Annotated in this window: 14 protein-coding genes and 1 pseudogene; 3 read left to right on the forward strand and 12 right to left on the reverse strand. The window is 70.0% G+C overall.

The annotated features are described in order from the left end of the window. Positions 1-36: 36 nt before the first annotated feature. Entirely contained in the window at positions 37-1,341 is a 1,305-nt protein-coding gene (locus tag NEH16_RS05830) for a phosphodiester glycosidase family protein (RefSeq protein WP_265539823.1), read from the reverse strand. Between the two features lie 234 nt (positions 1,342-1,575). Between NEH16_RS05830 and NEH16_RS05835 the strand changes: the two genes are divergently transcribed. Then, entirely contained in the window at positions 1,576-3,261 is a 1,686-nt protein-coding gene (locus NEH16_RS05835; protein ID WP_265539826.1) for a hypothetical protein, read from the forward strand. 55 nt (positions 3,262-3,316) lie between these two features. Here NEH16_RS05835 and NEH16_RS05840 read toward each other — a convergent pair whose 3' ends face one another. The 3 genes from NEH16_RS05840 to NEH16_RS05850 all read right to left on the reverse strand — a co-directional run bounded on the left by NEH16_RS05840 (position 3,317) and on the right by NEH16_RS05850 (position 10,161). Next, entirely contained in the window at positions 3,317-7,777 is a 4,461-nt protein-coding gene (locus NEH16_RS05840; protein ID WP_265539828.1) for a bifunctional glycosyltransferase/CDP-glycerol:glycerophosphate glycerophosphotransferase, read from the reverse strand. Then, a complete protein-coding gene (locus NEH16_RS05845) occupies positions 7,774-8,934 on the reverse strand; it encodes a CDP-alcohol phosphatidyltransferase family protein (RefSeq protein ID WP_265539831.1) in 1,161 nt (386 codons plus the stop codon). The genes NEH16_RS05840 and NEH16_RS05845 overlap by 4 nt, the downstream gene beginning before the upstream one ends. Before the next feature lie 207 nt (positions 8,935-9,141). Beyond that, positions 9,142-10,161, reverse strand: coding sequence for a hypothetical protein (locus NEH16_RS05850; RefSeq protein WP_265539834.1), 1,020 nt, complete (start codon positions 10,159-10,161; stop codon positions 9,142-9,144). A gap of 915 nt (positions 10,162-11,076) precedes the next feature. Here NEH16_RS05850 and NEH16_RS05855 point away from each other — a divergent pair. After that, a complete protein-coding gene (locus tag NEH16_RS05855; protein WP_265539836.1) occupies positions 11,077-12,180 on the forward strand; it encodes an LCP family protein in 1,104 nt (367 codons plus the stop codon). A 50-nt stretch (positions 12,181-12,230) separates the two neighbouring features. Here NEH16_RS05855 and NEH16_RS05860 read toward each other — a convergent pair whose 3' ends face one another. After that, positions 12,231-13,361 (reverse strand): hypothetical protein, encoded by a 1,131-nt coding sequence (locus NEH16_RS05860; protein ID WP_073966145.1) that lies wholly within the window; start codon positions 13,359-13,361, stop codon positions 12,231-12,233. Between the two features lie 176 nt (positions 13,362-13,537). On the opposite strand from NEH16_RS05860, the gene NEH16_RS05865 reads away from it, so the two are divergent. After that, a complete protein-coding gene (locus NEH16_RS05865) occupies positions 13,538-13,921 on the forward strand; it encodes an NTP pyrophosphohydrolase (RefSeq protein ID WP_265539839.1) in 384 nt (127 codons plus the stop codon). A 3-nt stretch (positions 13,922-13,924) separates the two neighbouring features. Here NEH16_RS05865 and NEH16_RS05870 read toward each other — a convergent pair whose 3' ends face one another. From NEH16_RS05870 to NEH16_RS05900, 7 genes and pseudogenes are all read right to left on the reverse strand, one after another. Continuing rightward, positions 13,925-15,463 (reverse strand): amino acid permease, encoded by a 1,539-nt coding sequence (locus tag NEH16_RS05870; protein ID WP_265539841.1) that lies wholly within the window; start codon positions 15,461-15,463, stop codon positions 13,925-13,927. Between the two features lie 125 nt (positions 15,464-15,588). After that, positions 15,589-17,511 carry a 1-deoxy-D-xylulose-5-phosphate synthase gene (gene dxs, locus NEH16_RS05875; protein ID WP_265547079.1) on the reverse strand — a complete coding sequence of 641 codons (1,923 nt, stop codon included), beginning with the start codon at positions 17,509-17,511 and terminating at the stop codon, positions 15,589-15,591. Positions 17,512-17,767: 256 nt separating this feature from the next. Continuing rightward, entirely contained in the window at positions 17,768-19,084 is a 1,317-nt protein-coding gene (locus NEH16_RS05880; protein WP_073966149.1) for a sugar ABC transporter permease, read from the reverse strand. Next, the gene (locus NEH16_RS05885; RefSeq protein WP_063822575.1) at positions 19,081-19,869 is read right to left on the reverse strand and encodes an ATP-binding cassette domain-containing protein; all 789 of its coding nucleotides are present in this window, start codon (positions 19,867-19,869) and stop codon (positions 19,081-19,083) included. Before NEH16_RS05885 ends, NEH16_RS05880 begins: the two co-directional genes overlap by 4 nt. A 234-nt stretch (positions 19,870-20,103) precedes the next feature. Next, entirely contained in the window at positions 20,104-21,171 is a 1,068-nt protein-coding gene (locus tag NEH16_RS05890; RefSeq protein ID WP_073966150.1) for a sugar ABC transporter substrate-binding protein, read from the reverse strand. A gap of 123 nt (positions 21,172-21,294) precedes the next feature. Further along, positions 21,295-22,493: pseudogene (locus tag NEH16_RS05895) on the reverse strand (ROK family transcriptional regulator). Positions 22,494-22,714: 221 nt separating this feature from the next. Beyond that, complete coding sequence (locus tag NEH16_RS05900; RefSeq protein WP_265539843.1) at positions 22,715-23,632, reverse strand: carbohydrate ABC transporter permease; 918 nt, start codon at positions 23,630-23,632, stop codon at positions 22,715-22,717. Between the last annotated feature and the right edge of the window lie 27 nt (positions 23,633-23,659).

Raw genomic sequence — 23,659 nt, forward strand, 5'->3', positions numbered from 1 at the left:
GGGATCGATCCGTACGGCCCGTTCCCGTACCCGGCGTCAGGGGGCCGGGCTGCGCGGGACGACGACGATCGCGTTGGAGACCTTGCGCTGGCGCGCCTCGTCCGTGTCCCCTGGGTCCGAGGGGCTGTTGCGGACCTTGTCCCCGACCACCATGGTGCTCGACCCGCCGCCGTCGAGGTTGATGGCGTCCTCGGCGCCCAGGTCCACCAGCATTCCGGCGGCCTCGGTGAGGGTGGCCCCCTCGCTGACGCCCGGCCGGCGGCCGTCGAACACGACGAGCAGGAGGGTTCCGTCCGGCCGGATGCCGGCGACCGTGCGGGGCGACCGGCTGCTGACGGCCGCCTTGGAGACCCCGTTGGCCGCCGCGTTGATCCAGACCCGGCCGTGGCGCACCAGCGCGGGTCCGGCTCCGACGACCGAGGCGCCGGAGGTGTCCACCGTCCGGCCTTCCGGGTCCGTCACCCGGGACTCCACGGTGAGGGTGCGGCCCTCGGCGGCGTGCTCCCGGAGCCAGCCGGCCGCGGACCCGGTGCCCACCAGGGTGCGCCAGCCCGCGGGGACCTTGCCGCCCGAAGGGCTGCGCACGGTCTTCACGGTGCCCTTCGCGTCGAGCACCACCTCGACGCTGTGCCGGCCGGCGGCCGGGGTGCGGGCACCCCAGGGGGCGGGGAAGTCGACGAGTTCGTCCGGGTCGGAGCAGACGCGTCCGGGCAGCGGGTCCACGGTCAGTGCGCCGGTGTCCGTGCGCCGGTCCCCGCCGACGCCCCCGCAGCCGACGATCCGCCCCGGCACCCGGTCGGTGCCGTCCACGACCGCGCGGGCACCGTCGGACGAGGTGACGTAGGTGGCGGACCGCAGCTCGGTGATCCGGGGGCGCTCGCCGCGCCGGGGCAGGACGAGGGCGGTGCGCCCGTTGGTGGCCTCGCTGAGGAAGGCGCCGTCGGAGACGTAGATGCCGAGGGGGTCGCCCTTGTAGCGCGCGGAGTCCGAGTCGAAGTAGGTGCCGTTCACCGCGGCGACCGCATGGGCCCTGCGGGCGAGGTCGAAGACCGTGTCGGTCGTCGCCACCGCGCTGCCGTGCTCGGTGCGGACGTCGGCCCGGGCGTCCGGCGCCACGGCGAGCACACTGACCCGGACCGGCTTGCCGTCGGCCAGCCTGCGCACGGACTGCCGGAACGTGATGCCGTCGGGGAGGTCTTCCGCCGGCTGCGCGCTGTCCGCGGACGGGTGGGTCGCCCTCGCCCCGCCGTCGTCCGGGGCCGCACCGGTCCGCGCGGTGCACGCGGCCGTCAGGAGGGCGAGCAGGAGCGCCGGTGTCCGCGCGGCCCGTCGTCCGTTCATGTCCCACTCCCCTGCCCCCGGACAACGAACAGGGCTCTGTCCGGGCACCGCGCGGGGATTCGCCTTGGATACCAGCCATATGACGGTTCGGATGCTATCAACAACGCGTCCGAGACCGGTCGGGCCATTCGTGATGAATTCGGGCTCGACTGGTGGCGCGAGGGCCGGATAGACTCGGACGGCTTCCGTCGGGGGCCGTGTCCGGAATCACACAGGAGCAGGCAGCGTATCTCGATGACCACAGCACTTCCTCCTCTCGTTCCGAATCGCGCGGCCACCGACCGGCGCCGGGTGGTCACCGAGACGGACACCTCGGGTCCTTTTCCCGTCGAGTACCGATTCCGGCCGGCCGATGGTGACGCCCAGCACCTGATCGTCGTGTTCTCCGGGCTCGGCGCGCCCAACGGTTATCATTTCGCGGGTAAATCCCTGATGGAGCTGCGCGCGAACATCCTGTGGATTCGGGACGACTTCGACGGCCATTACAGCTATTACATGTGCCGGAACATGGATTTCGGCATCGAGGCGTCGGTTGCCGGAGTCATCGAGCGCACACTCGCCCGTCTCGGGCTCGGCCGGGACCGGGTGAGCCTCCTGGGCGTTTCCAAGGGCGGCAGCGCGGCTCTCTATTACGGCCTGCGGTACGGATACCGGAATATCGTCACCGTGGTGCCGCAGTTCCTGATCGGCAGCTATGTGCGCGACAGGCCGGTGACGGGTCAGTACATGCTGGGCGAATCGATGCCGCAGCAGAACGTGGATGTGCTCGACGGCGCCGTGCCGGACATGCTCAAGGCACGCGGTGGTCAGGGCCACAACATCTACCTGTTCACCTCCGAGGCCGACGAGCAGTACGAGACGGAGATCAACCCGCACCTGCAGCTGTTCTGGGCCTGCGAGAACTTCAACTTTATCCGCACGGATTCCCCGATGGTGCGCCAGCACGGCGAGGTGTCCGGATACAACATGCCGCTCATCGCCGGTGTGCTGTCGGCCCTCACGGAGGGGGCGGACCCGCGGCTGGGGTTCGTGGAGAACGGCAAACAGCAGGTCAACGAGATGGAGCGGCAGTCCTACCTGTACGAGGTGCGGGCATCGGACGCGCTGACGGCCGTGGTGAAGAAACAGGACATCCGCGGCGCGAACATCATCCTCTCCGGAGACGCTTTCATACCCGGGGAGTCTCCTTATTCGCATTCCATGACGACCAAGAGCCTCATCATGGAGAGCGGGAGCCGTCACTTCGAATACCCCTTGGCCACGACCGAGGCGAAGTACCTGTACAGCCAGTACTTCGACCGGTTCTCCTGCGACTACCCCAACGGGGGGTTCGAGCCGGAATCGCCTTCGGGGATCTCCATGAAGGGGCTCCCGGTAGGTACGTACAACCTTTCCGTGCGTGTGACGAGTCCGGCCGAGGGGATAGACAGGCGGACCGCTCTGGTGGCTCGCCGCCCCTTCGACATCAGGCGGCCGGTCGGTGGGAATGAGGCTGTTCTGATCGGGGACGGAAAGCGGGTCCGTCTGATACGCCGCCCCATTGTCGGCCAGTTCTCACCGGAGACGGTCTTCTCGCTGGAATCCTCCTGGCTGAAGGACCGGACGCTCCATGTGGAGGGCGCGCTCTTCGTCCATGGAATCGAGGCGGGCGACCGGGGGCACGGCCAGTACTATCTGGTGCTCCAGGGCCAGGGTTCCACGCACTCGTTCCGGCTCGGAATGTCGAGCAAGGCGGCGGCGATCCGCAAGCACGTCCGGCGGGGCGATTTCGGGAACTACGACTTCGCCTATTTCGCGACGTCGGGGTACAAGGGCGTCGATCTGCAAAAGGCCGCACCGGGCGTGTACGAGGTCTATATCTCGCTGAGCACCGGTGGGTCCCTGTTCTCGGCCGCCGCCGGAAGCATCACACTGGACTGAGGGAACGGGCGGGGGAATTCGGGGCGGAGAGCCCCGGGCTCCCCCGCCCGTATTCTCACGCGCGCTCGCGCTCCTGCTCCCCCGGCCGCCCCATCACGAGCGGCACCGACATCCGGCCCGGGTCGCCGCCCGCGGTGGCGTTCATCGTGTCGATGACGTCGAAGGCCCGCCGGCAGTTGTTGGTGTCCCGCAGCACGAAGAACTCCTCGGCGCGGCGGCGGTACTCGGGCTCGACCTCGAAACCGCGGGCGATGGAGGCGATGATCTCGTCCACCGCGTGGTCCACGGTCCCGCAGGCGGGGCCGAAGCCGTCGCGGGCCAGGTCGAAGTAGCCCCGCTTGTAGTGCTTGCTGTAGAACGCCTCGTCGTCGAAGTTCGTGTAGACGATCGGCTTGCCCATGTACGCGACGTCGAAGAACACCGACGAGTAGTCGGTGACGAGCATGGCGCACTCGCGCATGGCCAGCTGCACGTCCCGGCCCGTCGAGGAGACGGTGATCGACGGGTGGTCGATCCGGAAGTGCTTCAGGTACGGGCGGATCTCGTAGTGCGGCATGAACTCAAGCTCCACGCCGTAGTACTGGAGGGCCTTGAGCAGCCTCTCGTCCCGGAGCAGCGCGGAGAAGAAGCGGTAGTACTCGGACGCGGCGAACGGTATCTCGGGCTTGGCCGCCTTGTTGTACGACGGGGCCACGATGTCGCGGCGCCAGGTGGGCATGACCAGGACCTTGCGCGGGCCGTCGATCGGCTTGAGCGCGTCGTAGCGCGGCAGTCCGGTGGCGGCCACGCGGTCGTAGCCGTACCCGCAGTGCTCGGCGTAGTAGGCGCGTTCGCTGCGGCCCGTGGTGAGGACCATGTCCACGTTGGTGACCTGGGCGTGGATGGACTGCACGACGTCGTTGTAGACGACGCCGTGCTGGAGGAAGACGCGCTTGTAGCGCAGCAGGTCGCCGTAGCCCCGCAGGAAGGCCCGCTTCGAGAGGCCCGGGAAGCCGAGGTACGCCTCCAGGTCGTAGGCGTTGATCAGCCTGCTGGCGTGGAGCAGGTAGGCGCGGTACTTCCAGGAGAGGCGGTCGACCACCTGGCCGAGGTGGTCGACCTTCGCGCGGTCCTCGGCGTCGCCGTTGATCGCGTAGAAGACCTTGCGCTTCGGCTCGTTCTCCCTGATCCACTTGAACAGGTGGTACGAGTTGTCCTGGGCCGTGTCCTCGCGCTCGCCGATGATCCAGATGTTCTTGCGGTGCAGTCGCGGATACGTCAGCCAGTACAGCAGCCGGGTACGCCAGCCGGACCGGCCGGGCAGCGAGTTGCGCACCTCCTCGCGCAGGCGGCGGAGCCGGTGGCCCGCCTTGCGGAGCGGGCCGGTGATCCGGCGCAGGGTCACGGACTCGTCGGCGGCGATGCTCAGCCGGACCCGCGACCGGCCGGACCGGTGCACGCCCTTGAAGCGGTGCAGCATCTGGCGGGCCTCGACGGCGATGTCGTGGCTGCGCTCCGCGTCGTGGACACGGACCCGGAGGGTCAGATTCTTGTTGGAGAGCGAGGCGAGGTCGCCGGGGCGGGCGGTGGCCCGCCAGCCCGCGTACCAGTCCTGTTCCTTGCGGGCGCGCCAACGGTCGCGGCGGTAGACCTGCTCGATGGGCAGGGCGGTCTCCCGGTGGCCGTCGCCGAGGACGAGTTCCAGGCGGTTGCCGAACAACTGGGCGATGTCGACTCCGGAGAGGACGAGCAGCCCCTCGAAGTGCAGGTGGTCGCCGTCGGGGACGAAGGTCTCCAGGACGGCCTTCTGCCGGTCCACCCGCAGCAGCGCGGTCGGCGTGCGGTCCGCGTCGAGGCGGCGGTGCAGCCCGTCGTCGTCGACGAACAGCCGGGGCAGGTAGGCGGGCTTGGTGTGCGGGTCGCAGAACAGCTCGAAGTTGCCGGTGCGCACGGCGTGGTGCTGGAGGCGCGACATCGGCACGCCCGCGTACTGGAGGATCAGATCGTCGGGTATCGGCCGGTAGACATCGACCAGGGCGGGGAAGATCCCGGCGATCTCCGCCCGGCTCATGATCCGGTGGATGTTGCGCAGGTGCGGCTGCATGGAGCGGACCACGAAGCGCATGGCCAGCCGTCCGGCCCGGTCGTCCAGCCGCTCCGCGAGCCGGATGACGTGGCGGCAGAGGCGGATGAGTTCCTGGGTCTTGACGGGGTCGTTCCAGGCCAGGTCGAAGAGCGAGTCCCGTCGCTCGGGGTCGCGGGCGAACGAGGTGGCGGTGGGTGCGGTGGTGACCGTACCGGCGTGCAGGAGGGCGGGCACGGTGAGCCAGGCGCCCTCGTAGCCGGGGCCGTGGCCCGTGCGCAGGGCGTACCGGCGCAGCAGGGAGGTCCGGAACAGCTTGGTGCCCAGCTCGGCGGAGAAGATCAGGTAGGGCGCCTTGTGCAGCCGTTCGACGCGGGGCGCGTCGGCTCCGAAGTAGCGCTTCCAGGGCGCGTCCGCGCTGCTGCGCGGCCCGGGGAAGTTGTCCTGGTCACCGACCACCACGTCGGCGTCGCACCGGCGGGCGGCGGCCACCAGCCGGCCCAGGCAGTTCTCGCCGAGGATGTCCTGGGCGCTGGTGAACATGACGTACGGCGCGTGCACGTAGCGCAGGCCGTTGTCGTAGCTGGAGCGCGCGCCGAGCCTGATCTGCGGGACGACCTCGACGTTGCCGTGGTACGCGGCGAACTGGGCCAGCTGCTCCGAGGTGGCGTCGGTGGAGCCGTCGTCGACGAGGATCACCTGGACCGCGGCGAACTCGCGCTGGGCGAGCAGGGAGCTGAGGAACTCGTAGAGGTGGTACTCGTCGTTGTGGCAGTGCACCACGACTGCGGCCTCGTACGACTCCGGGACGGTCGCCGGTTCCGCGGCCGGGCTGTTCTGCCACCACAGCCAGGGGGTGCCGCGCGGGCGGTCGACGGTCTGCTGCTCGGTCGTCTCCGGGCGCAGCGCGAGATTGCCGCTGACCGTCTCGTAGATCTCGTACGTGCCCCGGGGCCCGTGGTAGCGCTCGCGCGCGATGTCGAGGCCCGTGACCGCGACGGTGGTGGTGGCCCGCTCCCCGCCGTGCCGCAGCTGTACGAAGAGGTTCCAGTTGCCCGCCCGGTCGGCCGCGCCCAGGGTGGCGGCCAGGTCCACCGTCGTGTGGTAGCGGATGAACTCCTCGTCCACGTCCACGCCGGTCACCTCGAAGGAGTGGTCGGCCTTGGTGCTGCGGCGGCGGAGCACCGCGGTGAGCTCCAGCTTGTCCTTCGGTCCGACCCTGGCGAACTGGTTGCGGATGTAGCCGGTGACGTGGAGGGTGCTGTCCCGGATCTCCACGAGGGTGGCCTGGTTGAACAGCCGGGAGTCGGAGAGGCTGTTGCCGGTCAGGTCGAGGTCGGTGACGTCCAGGAAGCGTTCGGCGTCCGGCCGGCCGAGCAGCGCGGCGGACCAGTAGACCTTGTCGTCCCGGCGCACCAGGTCGGAGCTGAGCACGCTGCGGCGCTGGGCGTAGTCCGAGACGCTGAGCGCCAGGTCCACCCGGCCGTGCATCAGGCAGAACGCCCGTACGCGCTCCAGGGGCCCGCACAGGTCGTAGACCTCGGACGGCAGCGTGCGGAGGTACGGGGCCACGAAGCCGGCGAATCCTGCCCGGAACTCCGCGTCGCCCGTGCGCAGCTCGGGGGTGTACAGCCGCAGGTCGTGCGAGAGGAACTTGGCGGCCTTGTGGGCGAGCAGCTCCTGCTCGCCCTGCTGGATGAGGAAGGCGTCCGCGTACTGGTGCACCAGGACCCGGTCCCGGATGCTGCGCAGCTCCCCGCGCCGGTTGGTGATGGAGGGGGTGTCGGTCTCGCGCTCCCAGATCCACCGGTAGACGGGGGCGGCGAGCAGGGTGACGGAACGCGCGGAGTACCAGGCGACGGTCGAGAAGTACGTGTCCTCGAAGAAGAGTTCCTCGGGGAAGCGGATGCCATGGTTGAGCAGGAAGTCCAGCCGGTACAGCTTGGCCGCCGCGATCGGGTCCTGCAGCAGGTCGGGCATGGCGCGCAGGCCGCCGTCGACCGCGCGGTCGGTCCCGTAGAGCTGGGGCTGCCAGATGGTGATCTCGTCCTTGGCGAGGTTCACCCGGAGCGCGCGCCCGGCGGTGATGTCCGCGCCGGTGGCGACCGCGGAGGCCACCAGGGTCTCGCACGCCTTGAGGGGCAGTTCGTCGTCGGCGTCGAGGAACATCACGTACTGGCCGGTCGCGGCCATGATGCCGTTGTTGCGGGGCGCGCCCACGCCGCCGCTGTTCTGCGGGCGTTCGACGATCCGGACGCGGCGGTCGCCGGCCGCGAACTCGCGTGCCACCTGGAGGGTCCCGTCGGCCGACGCGTCGTCCACGACGATCACCTCGACGGCGCGGTGCGTCTGGGCCAGTGCGGACTGGAGGGCCCGGCCGAGGGTGGCGCTCGCGTTGTAGGCGGGCACCACGATCGTCACGGTGTACAGCGAGGGGTCGGCGGGCGAGGTCATCGGACGGACCCCTCGCTCTCGGCCCAGTAGGGCAGCGCGCGGAGCTGCTGCGTCTCGATGTCGGACGGGTGCGGTGTGTAGGGCCGGGGGTACGGCTGGAAGCCGAGGTCGTCGTCCTGCTCGGGCAGGGGGAACTTCTCGGTGAGGGCCTGGGCCTGCTCGTCGGCGGCGTCCCCGCCCCTGCGGTGGCGTCCGCGGTGCAGGTGCTCGGCGATGACGCCGGCCTGCGAGGGCTCGGTGGCGAGCTCGTCCATGAGCCGCGTGAAGTCACGGGTGGACAGCCAGAACTTGTACATGATCACGAGCTCGAACAGGCCGAGCGCGGCGGCGGATATCGCGGTCGTCCAGAGGATCTGGCCGATCAGCGGCGCCACGATGAAGATGAACATCTGGAACTCGATGCCGCTGATCAGGTGCGGCCGGATGCGGCTGCGCAGCAGGGCCTGGCGGAACCGCGTGTACCAGGGGAAGCGGTTGCGGAACTGGGCGTGCAGGTCGACCACCTCACCGGCCTGCTGCTTGAGGACCTCGGCCTCGACGCCCGGGTTCTCCCGGAGCAGGTCCTCGATGAAGACCACCTTGGGCTGGTCGGCCGTCTCGGCCGCCTCCCGCCGGGCCTGCTCGTCCTCCAGCGCCTTGCGCTCCAGCGTGACCTTCTCGATCTTCATGCGCATGGACATGCGCATCTTGTAGATCTGCAGGGCGTCGACGTACCGGAGCATGTCGAGGAAGACGACGGCCAGGGCGGCGAGCAGGTAGAGCTCGTTGTGGGTGCGCAGGTACTGGCCGCCCATCAGGGCGAGCGCGCAGAAGAGGACCCGGATGCGGTCGAAGACGTAGTCGAGCCAGCCGCCGAAGACGGTGCCGTTGCCCTTGAGGCGGGCGAGTTTGCCGTCGATGCAGTCGAGGATGAAGCTCAGGTGGTAGAGGGCCGCCCCGATGACGAGCGAGGGGGTGTCGCCCTTGAGGAAGAAGTACGCGGAGCCGAGGCCGACGAAGAGAGCGGACCAGGTGACGCGGTTCGGGGTGATGAATCTGAACTTGGCCATCCCGATCAGCATGCGCGTGGCGACGGGGTCGACCAGCAGGACGGTCCACCATGCATCGCGCTTCTTGCATGTCAGCTTCTGAACGGCGCGCAGCGACAGCTTCCCCATAACCCCTCAGACAAACACGACTCACGCGGTCAACGCGGCCCCATCGGCCTGCAAAAAGTCGCAATCAAGGGGCGTTCACATAATGGACACAGGAGCTTCACCTGTGATCCACATAAAGACAGGATTAGACCCTACCAAGATCAAGGTTGATCCCGAAACCATCAATCATGATCAGGCAGGCTCGCGCGACCGCCCCCGGGCCACAGGTCAGCCTTCCCCGACCACGGTCCACCGGGCGAAGACGAGGCCGGCGTCCCCCTGCACCTGACGGGTGATCCTCAGCCGCCCGTCGTCCCCCAGCACCGCGACGACCGCCCGGCCGAGGCCGTCCACCGCCACGGCCGGCGGCACCACCGAGGTCTCCCCCGCGTCGAACCACCACACGCCGCTCTCCGGCCGGCCGTCCGCGTGCGCGCCCACCAGGCACGCACCGGACTCCCCCGACCGCACCAGCACCGTGCAGTCCCAGCCCTGGATGTCCACACCGGCGACCCCGGCCACCGGCCCCGTACCGTCCGGCCCTCCCAGGCTCACCGCACCGGCCCCCGGCACCTGCACGCAGACCTCGTTGCTCCCCGCGTACCGGTAGCGCACAGTCCCCGCTTCGGGGGCCGCCGACAGGCTGCCGGGGGCCGGGCTGACCGCGCCCGTGGCGTCCGCCGCCCACTCGCCTCCCGGCGTCGCGCGGTGCCACCGGACGGCCGCGGCCGCGTCCCTGACCCGGGCCCAGACCTCGGGGACCCCCGCGTCACCGGTGAGCGCGACCAGCTCGTCGGCGACCATGACGCCGCGCAGGTGCTGCCAGGCGCTCCATCGGCCGTCCGCCCCCTGGCGTCGGGTACTGATGCTGTGGCCGACGTTGCGCACGAAGACGTGGAGGCCCCCCTCGGCGTCGAAGGCCGCGGCGGGGAAACCGGCCTGGCGGCTCTTGGCCGGGTCGTTTCCGTGCGGATTGCCCGCGGAGTGCCAGGGGCCCAGGGGGCGCCCGCTCTGGTACTGGGTCGCGTGGGCCATCTCGACGAACCTCTCGCCGTCCGGGCGCTTCCGGCGGCGCAGACCGAAGAGGTGCACATAGCCCTGGGCGTCCTGGACGACGTCCAGGCCGGGCAGCAGGTCGGGTCCGTCGAGGAGTTCGGGACCGGTCCACTCGTCGGCGCCCGCGCGGGCCTCGGTCCAGCGCAGCACCCCGGCCGCCGACGGCAGGTAGGCGGAGAGCCGCCCGTCCACCCCCTGACGAGCCAGCGCAGCGGCAGCGGGTGACGGGCACTCGCACGAACCCCCAGCGAGGCCGACGCCCCGGCACGATGGCACCGGACGAACACCGGGGTCCCGCACTCCCGCTGGTAGGTGCGCGCGGCGGAGACCGTGGCACGCGCCACGCTGCCGCGCAGCGGCGGCTCGGTGACGACCGGGCGGTTGGCCTCCAGGTCGATCGAGGAGTGCCCGGGGTCCGGGTCCAGGGTGGTCACCAGCAGCGGCCGCAGCTCGCGGAGGGCGTCGAGCACGGAAGCGGTGATCTTGCCCGGTTCGGCGTCGATCACCCAGGGCTCGTCCGCCACCCGGACCCCGCGTGCCGCGGCCTCGGCCACGGCACGGCCGAACGCGGCCCGTTCGTCCGGAGTGCCGGGCTGGGCACAGACGACGTCGACCACCGGACCGGCCGGCCGTTGCAGCGCCAGCGGCTCCACGGCGTCCCCCGGCGTCGCGACCACGATCGCCACGCCACCCGCGTCACCGGCCCGGGCCGTGCGCACGCGGTCGCGTGCCGGCCGGCGGCGCTCCGACCGGCGCTCCCCTCTGCGTGCCATGCGCTGCGCCCCCTCGTGTGTGGAGCCGGGCTGATGGACATCCCGGCTCACAAGAAGATATGCACTCTCGCCCCGGTCAGGAAATCCACCCATAGTGCTGCGATGTCCGCCGGATTCCGTCATACATGATCGTTTTCGCCCTCGACCGGTCAGCAACACCCCGCCCCGGACCGCCCGGTCTGTCACAGTTACGCCACAGCCTTCGTACGTACACCTGATCGACTGTTTATAGTTCTCATCCCGGGAAAACGAGGACCGGCTCCACCCCCCACCCGAGTCCCACCCCCATCACCTGCGCCCTGACCAGGCCACAAGCTGTGAGGACTCACTCAGGATGAGCCAAGACGACACCGCCCCCGGCCAGGGGAGCTCCCCGGAGACCCCCCGCCGCCGCGGGCGCAAGCGTGTCCGGACGCGGGGCCAGCGCATACGACGGGTGATCCTGGTCTCGGCCCTGGTGCTCGTCGTCGCCGCAGGCGGTACCGCGTGGTGGTTCTGGAGCCACCTCAACGGCAACATCAAGGGCGTCGACATCAACAAGGCGCTCGGTGAGGACCGGCCCGAGAAGCTGCCCACCAGCGGGCAGAACCTGCTGGTCCTGGGGTCCGACTCGCGGGCCGGTGCGGAGAACAAGAAGCTGGGCGGCGCGGTCGGAGTCAGCGGGGCGCGGTCCGACACGGCGCTCGTCGTGCACATTCCGGAGGGCCGGGACAAGGCCGTCGCCGTGTCCATCCCGCGCGACACCCTGGTGACCCGGCCCGACTGCACCAAGGGCGACGGATCCACGGTGGCGGGCAAGGACCGTGTGATGTTCAACTCGGTCTACTCGCAGGTCGGTCCGGCCTGTGTGGTCAAGACCGTCGAGAAGATGTCCGGGGTGCGCATCGACCACTACCTGGAGATCAACTTCGCCGGGTTCAAGGGGCTCGTGGACGCCATCGGCGGCGTGAACATCGACGTCAAGGAGCCCATCCACGACAAGAAGACCGGGCTGAACGTCGACGCCGGACCGCACAAGTTCGACGGCACCGAGTCCCTGAAGTTCGTCCGTACCCGGTACAGCCTCAGCGACGGCACCGACCTCAGCCGCATCGGCCTCCAGCAGCAGTTCCTGATGGCGCTGCTCAAGGAGGTCAAGAGCCAGGACCTGCTCGGCAGCCCGACGAGCGCCTACAAGATCGCCAACTCCGCGACGGCGGCCCTGACCACCGACGACGAGCTGGCCTCGCTCACCTCGCTCGCGAAGTTCGCCCGGTCCATGAACGGGGTCGACCCGGACACGATGGAGACGGTCATGCTCCCCGTCGAGTACGACAAGATCGACCACAACCGCGTCGTGGCCGTGAAGTCGCGGGCGGACGCGCTGTGGAAGGCGATCCGCGAGGACACCCCGATCCCCGAGTCCGCCAAGAAGTCCCCGGCGCTCGGCCAGGGCTGACCGGGACGGCACGACCACGGCCCCGGGAACGCTCCCGGGGCCGTGGTGGTTCACACCCGCTGGGCCGGCCCCAGCGCGAGCCCGGGCTCGTCGTTCTGCCGGGCCACGTACAGCCCGCCGCGCTCGCCGATCATCGCGAGCACCACGCGCCCCTGGCCGTCGAGCGCCAACGCCGGTGGCGCCGAGGTGCGTTCGCCCGTCGCCGCCCACCACAGGCCGCCCGCCTCGTTCTCCGTACCGCAGGCCGCGAGCAGCACGCGGCCGTCGCGGGTGCGGTGGGCGAGCACCGTGCAGTCGTAGTCGTCCAGCTCGGCGCGGAGCACGGCGACCGGGCCGTCGGCCGGGGTGTCCCCGATCGTGATGGGCGGGGTGTCGAGGCGGTGGGCGACCAGGGTGCCGGTGGTGGCGTCGGTCCAGTAGAAGGTGTTGCGGTCGGGCGCGGTCTCCAGCACGCTCACCGCGCCGCCGGCGATCTTGACGGTGAGGTTGTCGCCCTTCTGGAAGGCGCCGCCGGGCTCGGCCTGGGCCCACCGCATGGCCTTGTTGGTGCCGGGGACCAGGAGCTCCATGCGGCCCGACTCGGCGACCGCGACGGCCATCGTCTCCTTGCCGAGGGTGCCCCTGAGGTCCTTCCACCCCTCCCACTTGCCGTTCTTCGCCTCGCGGCGCAGCATCATGCCGCCGTTGGCGTTGCGGACGAAGACGTGGACCATGCCGGTCGGGGCGACGGCGGCGGCCGGCGGGCCGATGCGCGCGGCGCGCTCGTCGCCGTCCTTGTACGGATTGCCCACGGTCCGCCACGCGGTGACCGGGCGGCCCGTCTGGTACTGGATGGCGTGCACGAGGTCGACCTGCGGCTGCTCCTCGTCGCCGTGGACCGTGCGGCGGCCGATGAAGTGGACGTAGCCGTCCGGGCCCTGGGCGAGGCCGAGGTGGGTCAGGTCCGGGACCGGGAAGAAGTCGGGGCCCTCCCAGCCGGGGCCGCCGGGGCGCTCCTCGGTCCAGCGCAGGAGCCCGTCCTCGTTGCGGGCGTAGGCGGTGAGCCTGCCGTCCTTGCCACGTACGAGCCAGTGTCCGTCGACCGGGGTCTCGCCGGTCCCACGGGTGCTTTCGACGTCTCGCAGGGCGTCGTCGCCCTTGCCCGAGGCGCTCCCCTGGGCACGTCTCGACCTGACTCGCATGTCGTGGCGTCTTCCTTCCGTGATGGTCCGCCCCCGATCTGCGGCTTTGTGTCACGACCGGCATCCGGAAGGCGGGGAGCACCCATCATAGAATCACCGTTCGAACCCTTGGAATCACCGCGTCCGCACCGCTTGCGCGGCACTTCGGCACACCTCGGACATGACAGGGTGGCCCCATGTCGAATCCGCTGCCCCTGGTGATCGTCGACGCCGCCAATGTCGTCGGATCCGTCCCGGACGGCTGGTGGCGCGACCGGCGGGGCGCGGCCGAGCAGCTGCGCGACGCGCTGGTGCCCTACGCCTCCGACGGCCTGCCCGGTACGCCCGGCCCCGTCGAGCTGGTGCTGGTGGTGGAGGGGCGGGCCCGGGACGTCGCGCCCGTTCCCGGGGTGCGGGTGGAGGCGGCCCCGGGCAGCGGTGACGACCTGATCGCGGAGCTTGCCGCGGAGGCCGCGCCGCGCCCCTGCGTCGTCGTCACCGCGGACCGGGAGCTGCGCCGGCGGGTCGAGGCGCACGGGGCGCGGTGCGTGGGGCCGCGTACGGTGCGGCCGGGGGCCTGAGGGTCAGGCCCGTTCGCGGTTGACCCGGCTGTGCGAGCGGCCGTACGCGAAGTAGATGACGACCCCGATGACCATCCAGACCGCGAACCGCAGCCAGGTCTCGGCCGGCAGGTTGAGCATCAGCCAGACGGAGGCGGCCACCGACGCGATCGGGACCAGCGGCACCCACGGCGTGCGGAAGGCGCGGTGCAGGTCCGGGCGGGTGCGGCGCAGCACGATGACGCCGAGGGCGACGACCACGAAGGCGAAGAGGGTGCCGATGTTCACCAGCGTGGCGAGCTCGTTGATGCTGGTCACCCCGGCGACGACGGCGATGATCACACCGAGCAGGATGGTCGGCCGGTACGGGGTGTGGAAGCGCGGGTGCGTCTTGGAGAAGAACCTCGGCAGCAGGCCGTCGCGGCTCATCGCGAAGAACACCCGGGTCTGGCCGAGCAGCAGGATCATGCAGACCGTGGTGAGGCCGACGGCCGCGCCGAAGCTGATGACACCCGCGTAGAAGGGGTGCCCGACGGCCTTGAAGGCGTCGGCGAGCGGGGCGCTGACGGAGAGTTCGGTGTAGTGCTGCATGCCGGTGACGACGATCGACACGGCGACGTAGAGCACGGTGCAGATGAGGAGCGAGGCCAGGATGCCGCGCGGCATGTCGCGCTGCGGCAGCTTCGTCTCCTCCGCGGCCGTGGCGACGACGTCGAAGCCGATGAAGGCGAAGAAGACGATGGAGGCGGCGGTGAAGATGCCCATGACGCCGAAGTTCGTCGGGGCGTAGCCGAAGATCAGCTGGACCAGCGGGGCGTCGAACCCGGACCCGGAGGGCTGCGGCTCGGCCGGGGGGATGAACGGCGAGTAGTTGCCGGTGTCGATGAAGAACAGGCCCGCGATGATGACGATCAGGACGACCGCGATCTTGACGGCGACCACCACCGTGGTGACCCGGGCGGAGAGCTTCATGCCCAGCACCAGGATCACGGTCAGGACGAGCACCAGGGCGAACGCCAGGATGTCGAAGCCGAAGCCGTCCGCCACGTCCGGCCCGGCCAGCACGTCCGGCAGGTGCCAGCCCGCGTTGTCGAGCAGCGAGCGGACGTAACCGGACCAGCCGACCGCGACCACCGCCGTGCCGAGCGCGAACTCCAGCACCAGGTCCCAGCCGATGATCCAGGCGACCAGTTCGCCGAGCGAGGCGTACGAGAAGGTGTACGCGGACCCCGCGACCGGCACGGTGGACGCGAACTCCGCGTAGCACAGGGCCGCCAGCGCGCAGACGACGCCCGCGACGACGAAGGCGAGGGCGGTGGCCGGGCCCGCCGTCTCCTTGGCGACCTTGCCGGTGAGGACGAAGATGCCGGTGCCGATGACGACGCCGACCCCGAAGACCGTGAGGTCGAGGGCGGAGAGTGACTTCTTGAGGGCGTGCTCCGGCTCCTCGGTGTCGCGGATGGACTGCTCGACCGTCTTGGTCCTGAACAGCCCGTTCCCGCTCGGGGCAGGTCCTGCTGCGTGCTCACCGGCGTACCTCCACGCACTCGTCGTGCGTGCCATGTTCCGGACCCGGCCCCACCACTCCTGCGCGGCACGCCTGCCGCGGCCGGATTTCACGCGAACGGGCCGGTCGGACCACCCGTTACGGGTGGTCCGACCGGCCCGTTCGGCCGATTCGCTACGGGTCAGTCCCGGACGCGCTCCGCGACGGTGCGGTCCTCCGCGCCCGGCTCGTAGCGCCCGTCCAGCTTGGCGACCAGGCCGGTGACCTGGCGGGCGATGTCCGGGGCGGTCAGCCCGATCTCGGCCATGACCTCCTTGCGGGAGGCGTGGTCGAGGAAGACCGGCGGGATGCCGAAGTCGCGCAGCGGTACGTCCACGTCCGCGTCGCGCAGCGCCTGGGAGACCGCGGAACCGACGCCGCCGACCCTGCTGTTGTCCTCGACGGTGACGACGACCCGGTGGCGCGCGGCGAGCGGGGCCAGGGCCTCGTCCACGGGCTTGACCCAGCGGGGGTCCACGACGGTCGTGGAGATGCCCTGGGCGTCGAGCAGGTCGGCGATCTCCAGGCACATCGGGGCCAGCGCGCCGATGGAGACGAGGAGCACGTCGGGCCGGGCGGTGCCGGGCTCGCGGAGCACGTCCATGCCGCCCACCGTGCCGACTGCCTTGACCGAGGGGCCGACCGCGCCCTTGGAGAAGCGGACGACCGTGGGTGCGTCGTCCACCTCGACGGCCTCGCGCAGCTGGGCGCGGACCTGGTCGGCGTCGCGCGGGGCGGCGATCCGCAGGCCGGGCACGACCTGGAGGATCGACATGTCCCACATGCCGTTGTGCGAGGCGCCGTCGGTGCCGGTGATCCCGGCCCGGTCCAGGACGAAGGTGACCCCGCACTTGTGCAGGGCGACGTCCATCAGGACCTGGTCGAAGGCGCGGTTGAGGAAGGTGGCGTACACCGCGAAGACCGGGTGGAGGCCGCCGGTGGCGAGGCCGGCCGCGGAGACCGCGCCGTGCTGCTCGGCGATGCCGACGTCGTAGATCCGGTCCGGGAACTCCTTCTCGAAGCCGGTCAGGCCGACCGGCTGGAGCATGGCCGCGGTGATCGCGACGATGTCCTCGCGCTCGTGGCCGAGCTTGACCATCTCCTCGCCGAACACCGAGGTCCAGTCGAGGCCGGAGGTGGCGACGGGCAGGCCCGTGTCGGGGTGGATCTTGCCGACGGCGTGGAAGCGGTCGGCCTCGTCCTGGAGGGCGGGGGTGTAGCCGCGGCCCTTCTCGGTGAGGCAGTGCACGATGACCGGGCCGCCGAAGCGCTTGGCGCGCTGGAGGGCGGACTCCAGGGCCTCGATGTCGTGGCCGTCGATGGGGCCGACGTACTTGAGGCCGAGGTCCTCGAACATGCCCTGCGGGGCGATGAAGTCCTTCAGGCCCTTCTTGGCGCCGTGCAGGGTCTCGTAGAGCGGCTTGCCGACGACGGGGGTGCGCTCCAGGAGGTCCTTGCCGCGGGCCAGGAAGCGTTCGTAGCCGTCGGTGGTGCGCAGGGTGGCCAGGTGGTTGGCGAGGCCGCCGATGGTGGGCGCGTAGGAGCGCTCGTTGTCGTTGACGACGATGACGAGGGGGCGGTCCTTGGCGGCGGCGATGTTGTTCAGCGCCTCCCAGGCCATGCCGCCGGTGAGGGCGCCGTCGCCGATGACCGCGACGACGTGGTCGTCCCTGCCGCGGACCTCGTTGGCCTTGGCGAGGCCGTCGGCCCAGCCGAGGACGGTCGAGGCGTGCGAGTTCTCGATGACGTCGTGCTCGGACTCGGCGCGCGAGGGGTAGCCGGAGAGGCCGCCCTTGCTCTTGAGCCTGCTGAAGTCCTGGCGGCCGGTGAGGAGCTTGTGCACGTAGCTCTGGTGGCCGGTGTCGAAGAGGACCTTGTCCTTCGGCGAGTCGAAGACCCGGTGCAGGGCGATGGTCAGCTCGACCACGCCGAGGTTGGGTCCGAGGTGTCCGCCGGTCTTGGAGACCGCGTCGACCAGGAAGGTCCGGATCTCCTCGGCGAGCTGGTCCAGCTGCTCGGGAGTGAGCCGGTCGAGGTCACGCGGTCCGCCGATGCGGGTCAGCAGATCCCATCCGTCGCCCACCACCGCCCGTGCGTGACGCGCTTCGCGCGGCTGAGTCACCGTGCCTCCTTGCGATTGTGCTGGTCGAGCATGCCGATCCGATGAGTCTAACGGCCTCCCCCCGAAGCGGGAGTCGGGGCGTGCTGCCCCTTCCGTGCCGGTACGTGCCGGAGCCCGGCGCCCTCCGTGGGGGCGCCGGGCTCCGGCGGGTGGTGCGTACGGCGCGCGGCCTGCGGTGTTGCGTGTCGCGACCGGGCCGCTAGGCGCGCCCGGCGGTCTTCTGCGTCTTGCGGGACACCGAGTCGATGATCACAGCGATGAGGAGGACCGCACCGGTGATCATGTACTGGATCGCGTTGGACGACAGGTTCATCTGGTTGAGGCCCTGGACGATCGACTGGATGACCAGGATGCCGAGGAGCGCCGACCAGACCTTGCCGCGTCCGCCGAACAGGGACGTACCACCGATGACGGCGGCGGCGATGCACATCATCAGCTGGTTGCCGCCACCGAGCGAGCGGTCGGCGCCGCCGGTCGCGGAGGCCAGGAAGAGGCCGCCGACCGCACCGAGCGTGCCGGAGATCATGAACACCGAGATGCGGATCCAGGAGACGTTGATACCGGCGCGGCGCGCGGCCTCGACGCCGCCGCCGACCGCGAAGACCTGACGGCCGTACGTGGTGCGGCGCAGCACGAAGTCGGTGATGACCAGGATCGCGAGGAAGATCACCAGGGAGAGCGGGAGGCCCTGCTCCTGGTTGAACGCGTACGCGGCGAGGAGCGACAGGATCGCGAGCAGCGCGGTGCGCAGGATGATCTCGCTCTGCGGGCGGGCCGGCAGCTCGGCGGCCTTGCGGCGCCGGGCGTCGCGCAGCTGCGTGAGGTAGAAGGCGACGATCACGACGATGGCGAGGCCGTAGGCGGCGGCGACGTCCTCGAAGTAGTAGCTGGTCAGGTCGCGGACGAAGCTGCCGAGCGGGGTGGTGATGGTGGACTTCTCGCCCATCACCCAGGTCTGCATGCCGGCCCAGCCCAGGAAGCCCGCCAGGGTCACGACGAACGCGGGCACGCCGATCTTGGCGAAGACGATGCCGTGGAAGGCGCCGATGACCGTGCCGGACAGGATGCCGAGCAGGATGGCGAGGCCGTCGGGCATGTCCGAGCCGAGGACGGCCCAGACCGCGCCCGCGAGACCGGCGACGGAGCCGACCGCGAGGTCGATCTCGCCGAGCAGCAGGACGAAGACGATGCCGACGGCCATGATGCCGGGGCCCGCCGCGTACAGCGTGATCTGGTCGAGGTTGTACGAGGTGAGGAAGTTGCCGGTCTCGGCCTGGAAGACGATGCCGATGATGATCAGGCCCACCACGACGGGCAGCGAGCCGATCTCGCCCGAGCGCACCTTGCGCTTGAACTCGGTCCAGTAGCCCTTGAAGCCCTGCTCGCGGACGAGCAGCCGGGGGTCGACGACCCGCACCGCGCCCTCGGCCGCCGCGGGGGCCTCGGTGGTCTCGGGGGCCTCGGTGGTCTCCGCCTGGGCCGGGATCTTGGCCGAGGTCTCGTTGGTGTTGCTCACTTGGATGCCTCCGCGCTGCGCGACTTGCGGCGGGTCACGGCGTTGTCCGTGGCGCCCGTGATCGCGGCGATGATTTCTTCGTGGCTGGTCGTGGCCACGGGGAAGACGCCGTTGTTGTGGCCGAGTCGCAGCACGGCGACCTTGTCGGCCACGGCCTTCACATCGGCCATGTTGTGGCTGATGAGGATGACGCCGAGGTTCTGCTCGCGCAGCCGCTCCACCAGGTCGAGGACCTGCGCGGTCTGCTCGACGCCGAGGGCCGCGGTGGGCTCGTCCAGGATCACGATCTTGGGGTTGCCGACCAGGGCGCGGGCGATGGCGACGACCTGGCGCTGACCGCCGGAGAGCGCGGCGACCGGGATGCGGACGCTGGGGATGCGGATGGAGAGGGTGGACAGGAGGTCCTGGGCCCGCTTCTCCATGGCGACCTCGTCGAGGACGCCGCCCTTCTTGATCTCGCGACCGAGGAAGAGGTTGGCGACGACGTCCAGGTTGTCGCAGAGCGCGAGGTCCTGGTAGACGGTGGCGACGCCGAGGTTCTGGGCGTCGTGCGGACGGCTGATGTCCACCTTCGCGCCCTCCCACTCGATGACGCCCTCATCGATGGGGTGCACGCCGGCGATCGTCTTGACCAGCGTGGACTTTCCGGCACCGTTGTCGCCGACGAGGGCGACCACTTCTCCGGCGTGGACTTCGAGATCGACACCGGAGAGGACCTGGACCGCTCCGAATCGCTTGAAGACTCCACGCAACGCCAGCACGGGCGTCTGTGACACGTGAACCATCTCCTTCGCCGCCTGACCGGCGGGGATGTGCCGCCTGACCGGCGGAGACGCCGCGCCGCGAGGGCAGCGTCGACATACGGGAAGCACTGGGGGGGAGAGTGTCCGGCACCCGGCCGGAAGCGGGGTGTGAGCCGGCCGGGGCCGGACAGTCATGGGGGGCGGGCGGATTCCGCCGTGCGGGGCGGAATCAGACCCGCACGCGCCAGGGCCGGCCGGCCCTGGCGCGAGGAGGGACTACTTGATGCCCAGCGCGGTGCACTTGGCGGCGATGTCCTTGACGCAGACGTCGGCGACCTTGTAGATGCCGTCCTTGATCACGGTGGACTGGATGTTGTCCTTGTTCACCACGGTCGGCTCGAGCAGCGTGGACGGAACGCCGTCCGTCTCGCCCTGGGCGCCGATGTCCTTGCCCTGGAGCAGGTTGACGGCGAACTGGGCGGCCGCGGGGGCCAGCTGCTTCGGCGACTTGTAGATCGTGAAGGTCTGCGTACCGGCGATGATCCGCTGGATGCCGGGGAGCTCGGCGTCCTGGCCGCCCACCGGGATGTCCTTGATGCCGGCGTTGCTCAGCGAGGTGATGATGCCGCCCGCCATGCCGTCGTTGGCGGAGTAGACGGCGTCGATCTTGCCCTTGCCGACCGAGGAGATGGCGGCGGTCATCTTCTCGCCGGCGATCTTCGGGTCCCACTCGCCGGACGCCTCGTAGGCGATCTTGATCTTGCCGTCGAGGGACGCGTGGGCGCCCTTCTTGAACAGACCGGCGTTCGGGTCCTTCTCGTCGCCGTTGATCATGACGAGGTTGGCCTTGGCGGCCTTGGCACCCAGGGCGTCGAGGACGGCCTGGCCCTGGAGGCGGCCGATCTTCTCGTTGTCGTGGCTGACGTAGGCGTCGGCACCGGCGATGGCGCGGTCGTACGCGACGACCTTGACGCCCTTCTTGTGCGCGGCTTCGACCCAGGCGGCGGACTTCTCGGCGTCGACCGAGGAGATCGCGATGACCTTGATGCCGTCGGCGATCTGCTGCTCGAACTGCTGCTTCTGCTGGCCGACGTCACCGGCCGCGTTGTTGTAGACGACCTCGCAGTCGGCGCAGTCCTTCTTGACCGCCTCGATGAACAGCGGCTTGTCCAGCGTCTCGTAGCGGGCGGTCTTGTTCTCCGGGAGCAGGAGACCGATCTTGGTCTTGCTGCCCGAGTCCGCCGAGTCCTTCTTGTCGTCGCCGGCCTTGCCGCAAGCGGCGAGGGAGACGGCCATCGAAACGGCGGCCGTGCCTATGACGATGCGTCGCGTCATTGCGTTCATTGGGGGTTTGCCTCCCTGACGAGGCCGCAACGTCGCGGCCGAGGTGGCTGGAAGTCAACTCGGCCGCGGGGGCGGCGTCAAGGAGTAAATCCTTAACGAGATGACAACGGTGCCATTCGTTATCTAAGTGAAGGCAGGAGTGGCCGCGGGGAGGGTGCTCTCCAAAAGGGTTGAATCCCCCATCTCGCTCAGCACGAGCGCCAGGGCGCCCAGCACCTCCGCACGGCCCCCAGGGCCCCCGGAAGCACGGAGAGCTGCCGGGCCGCGCTGGGGATGGCGTAACGCGACACGGAGTCCCTGATGGGCCCCAGGACCAGCTCCCCGGCCTCCGCCAGCGAGCCGCCCAGCACCACGCGGCTCGGGTTCAGCAGATTGCACAGGTTGGCCACCCCGCTGCCGATGTGGCGCCCGACGTCGCCGATCACCCGCCGGCACCCCGGATCGCCCTCGCGCGCCAGCTGGACCACCCGCTCCATGGTGAGATCGGGGCCATGGCTGGGCTGGAGCAGGGGCAGGACGTAGCGGGCGGCCGTGAAGGTCTCCAGGCAGCCGCGGTTGCCGCAGCGGCAGACCGGGCCCGACTCGTCCAGGGTGATGTGGCCGATCTCGCCGGCCGTGCCGCCCGGGCCCCGGTAGATGTGCCCGTCGATCACCAGACCGGCGCCGACCCCGCTGGCGACCTTGATGTACGCGAGGTCCCTGACCCCCCGGCCGCTCCCCCACACCAGCTCGCCCAGGGCGCCGAGGTTGGCGTCGTTGTCCACGTAGACCGGCACGCCGAGGCGGGCGGCGAGCTCCTCGCTGGGGTTGATGCCCGTCCACCCCGGCAGGATCGACGTGGAGCCCAGGGTGCCGGACTCGACGTCGATCGGGCCGGGTACACCGAGGCCCACCCCGATGACCTTGCCGGGGCTGATCCCGGTGGTCTCGATCAGCCGGTTGACCAGCTGTTCCGCCCGTCCGAAGCCCTCGGCGGAGGAGGCGTCGACGTCCAGCGGCTCGGACTCCTCGGCGAGCACCTGGTGGGCCAGGTTGCCGACGGCCACGCGCAGGTGGGTGTGGCCGAAGTCGACGCCGATCACGATGCCCGCGTCGCCGCTGAGCGAGACGCTGCGGGCCCGGCGGCCGCCCGCCGAGGTGGGGGTCACCTCGACCGTGCCGCTTTCCTTCAGTTCGCGAACGATATTGGAGACGGTGGCCGCGGAGAGACCCGTACTCCTGGCGATCTCCGCCTGGGTGAGCGAACCAGCCATGCGTACGGCGCGGACAACCCGCTCAAGGTTGGCGCGATGCAGAGACGTCTGCGACCCCGGAGTCTCCATCGACTCACTCACTCCTGCCATATTCTCCAACATGTGAACTCTAAGCTGACCGTTTTCCGGCGGGCCCCGTCAAGACCTTGAGCAGTCGGAGCCACCGATGAGCACCGCTCCTCCACCCCGCCCCCGGGCGAACTCCCCCGTACGCAGACGAACCGCCCGCCGGCTGGGATGCCGGCGGGCGGTTCGCTTGTTCGTGAAGTGCGTTCAGGGTGTACGGGGCGTTACTTCACCGCTCCCGCGGTCAGCCCCGCCACCACCTGGCGCTGGAAGATGATGTAGGCCGCGAGGACCGGCAGCATCGCCATCACCAGACCGGCGAAGAGGCCGGACCAGTCGCCCTTGTAGCCCTGGCTGCTTGCCAGTTCGACCAGGCCCTGCGAGAGCACCCGGTACTTCGGGTCGGTGTTCAGCACCGTCGGCAGCATGTACTGGTTCCACTGGCCGAGGAAGTTGAAGATGCCGACGCTGATCAGGCCGGGCTTGGCCATCGGCAGCATGACCTGGAAGAACGTCCGGGTGTGCGAGGCCCCGTCGATCATCGCCGCTTCCGCCACCGACCCCGGCAGCGTCCGGAAGAAGGAGGTGAGGAAGAAGACGGTGAAGGGCAGCGAGTACGCGATGTAGACCAGGATCAGCCCGTGCCGCGTGTTCAGCAGCCCCATGTTGTTCATCACGAAGAACAGCGGGACCAGCGCCAGGATGATCGGGAAGCTCATCCCGCCGATGAACAGGTAGTAGATGAAGCGGTTGCCCGGGAAGTCGAACCGGGCGAGCACATAGGCCGCCATCGAGCCGAGCAGCAGCGTGCCGATCAGCGAACAGCCCACCACGACGATCGTGTTGAAGAAGTAATCGCTCATGTGCGCCTGGCTCCAGGCGCGCGACCAGTTCTCGAAGTGGAGCTTGTCCGGCAGCTTCCACGGCGTCGACAGGATCGAGTCGTCGGTCTTGAACGACGACATGATCGCCCAGAGCAGCGGCAGCACCACCAGGATCGCCCAGATGATCAGCACACCGTGCGAGAAGACGTTGAGGGTCTTCCCCTCGCTGCTCTTCTCCTTGCCCGCCGGGGCGGGCGACTTGGACACGGGGGCCGGATCCGTCGCCGCGACCGCGGGAGGGGTTTCAGTGGCCTTCACGCGTGCTCACCTCGTACTACTGTCGAG

Source organism: Streptomyces drozdowiczii (assembly GCF_026167665.1).
GTDB classification, from domain to species: Bacteria; Actinomycetota; Actinomycetes; order Streptomycetales; family Streptomycetaceae; genus Streptomyces; species Streptomyces drozdowiczii_A.

Bases quoted from the DNA above. Each gene is read 5' to 3' on its own strand.
- NEH16_RS05840 (WP_265539828.1), bottom strand. From the start codon at position 7,777: ATGACCTCGCCCGCCGACCCCTCGCTGTACACCGTGACGATCGTGGTG.
- NEH16_RS05870 (WP_265539841.1), bottom strand. From the start codon at position 15,463: ATGGCACGCACGACGAGTGCGTGGAGGTACGCCGGTGAGCACGCAGCA.
- NEH16_RS05830 (WP_265539823.1), bottom strand. From the start codon at position 1,341: ATGAACGGACGACGGGCCGCGCGGACACCGGCGCTCCTGCTCGCCCTC.
- NEH16_RS05865 (WP_265539839.1), top strand. From the start codon at position 13,538: ATGTCGAATCCGCTGCCCCTGGTGATCGTCGACGCCGCCAATGTCGTC.
- NEH16_RS05835 (WP_265539826.1), top strand. From the start codon at position 1,576: ATGACCACAGCACTTCCTCCTCTCGTTCCGAATCGCGCGGCCACCGAC.
- NEH16_RS05885 (WP_063822575.1), bottom strand. From the start codon at position 19,869: ATGGTTCACGTGTCACAGACGCCCGTGCTGGCGTTGCGTGGAGTCTTC.
- NEH16_RS05890 (WP_073966150.1), bottom strand. From the start codon at position 21,171: ATGAACGCAATGACGCGACGCATCGTCATAGGCACGGCCGCCGTTTCG.
- NEH16_RS05860 (WP_073966145.1), bottom strand. From the start codon at position 13,361: ATGCGAGTCAGGTCGAGACGTGCCCAGGGGAGCGCCTCGGGCAAGGGC.
- NEH16_RS05845 (WP_265539831.1), bottom strand. From the start codon at position 8,934: ATGGGGAAGCTGTCGCTGCGCGCCGTTCAGAAGCTGACATGCAAGAAG.
- NEH16_RS05855 (WP_265539836.1), top strand. From the start codon at position 11,077: ATGAGCCAAGACGACACCGCCCCCGGCCAGGGGAGCTCCCCGGAGACC.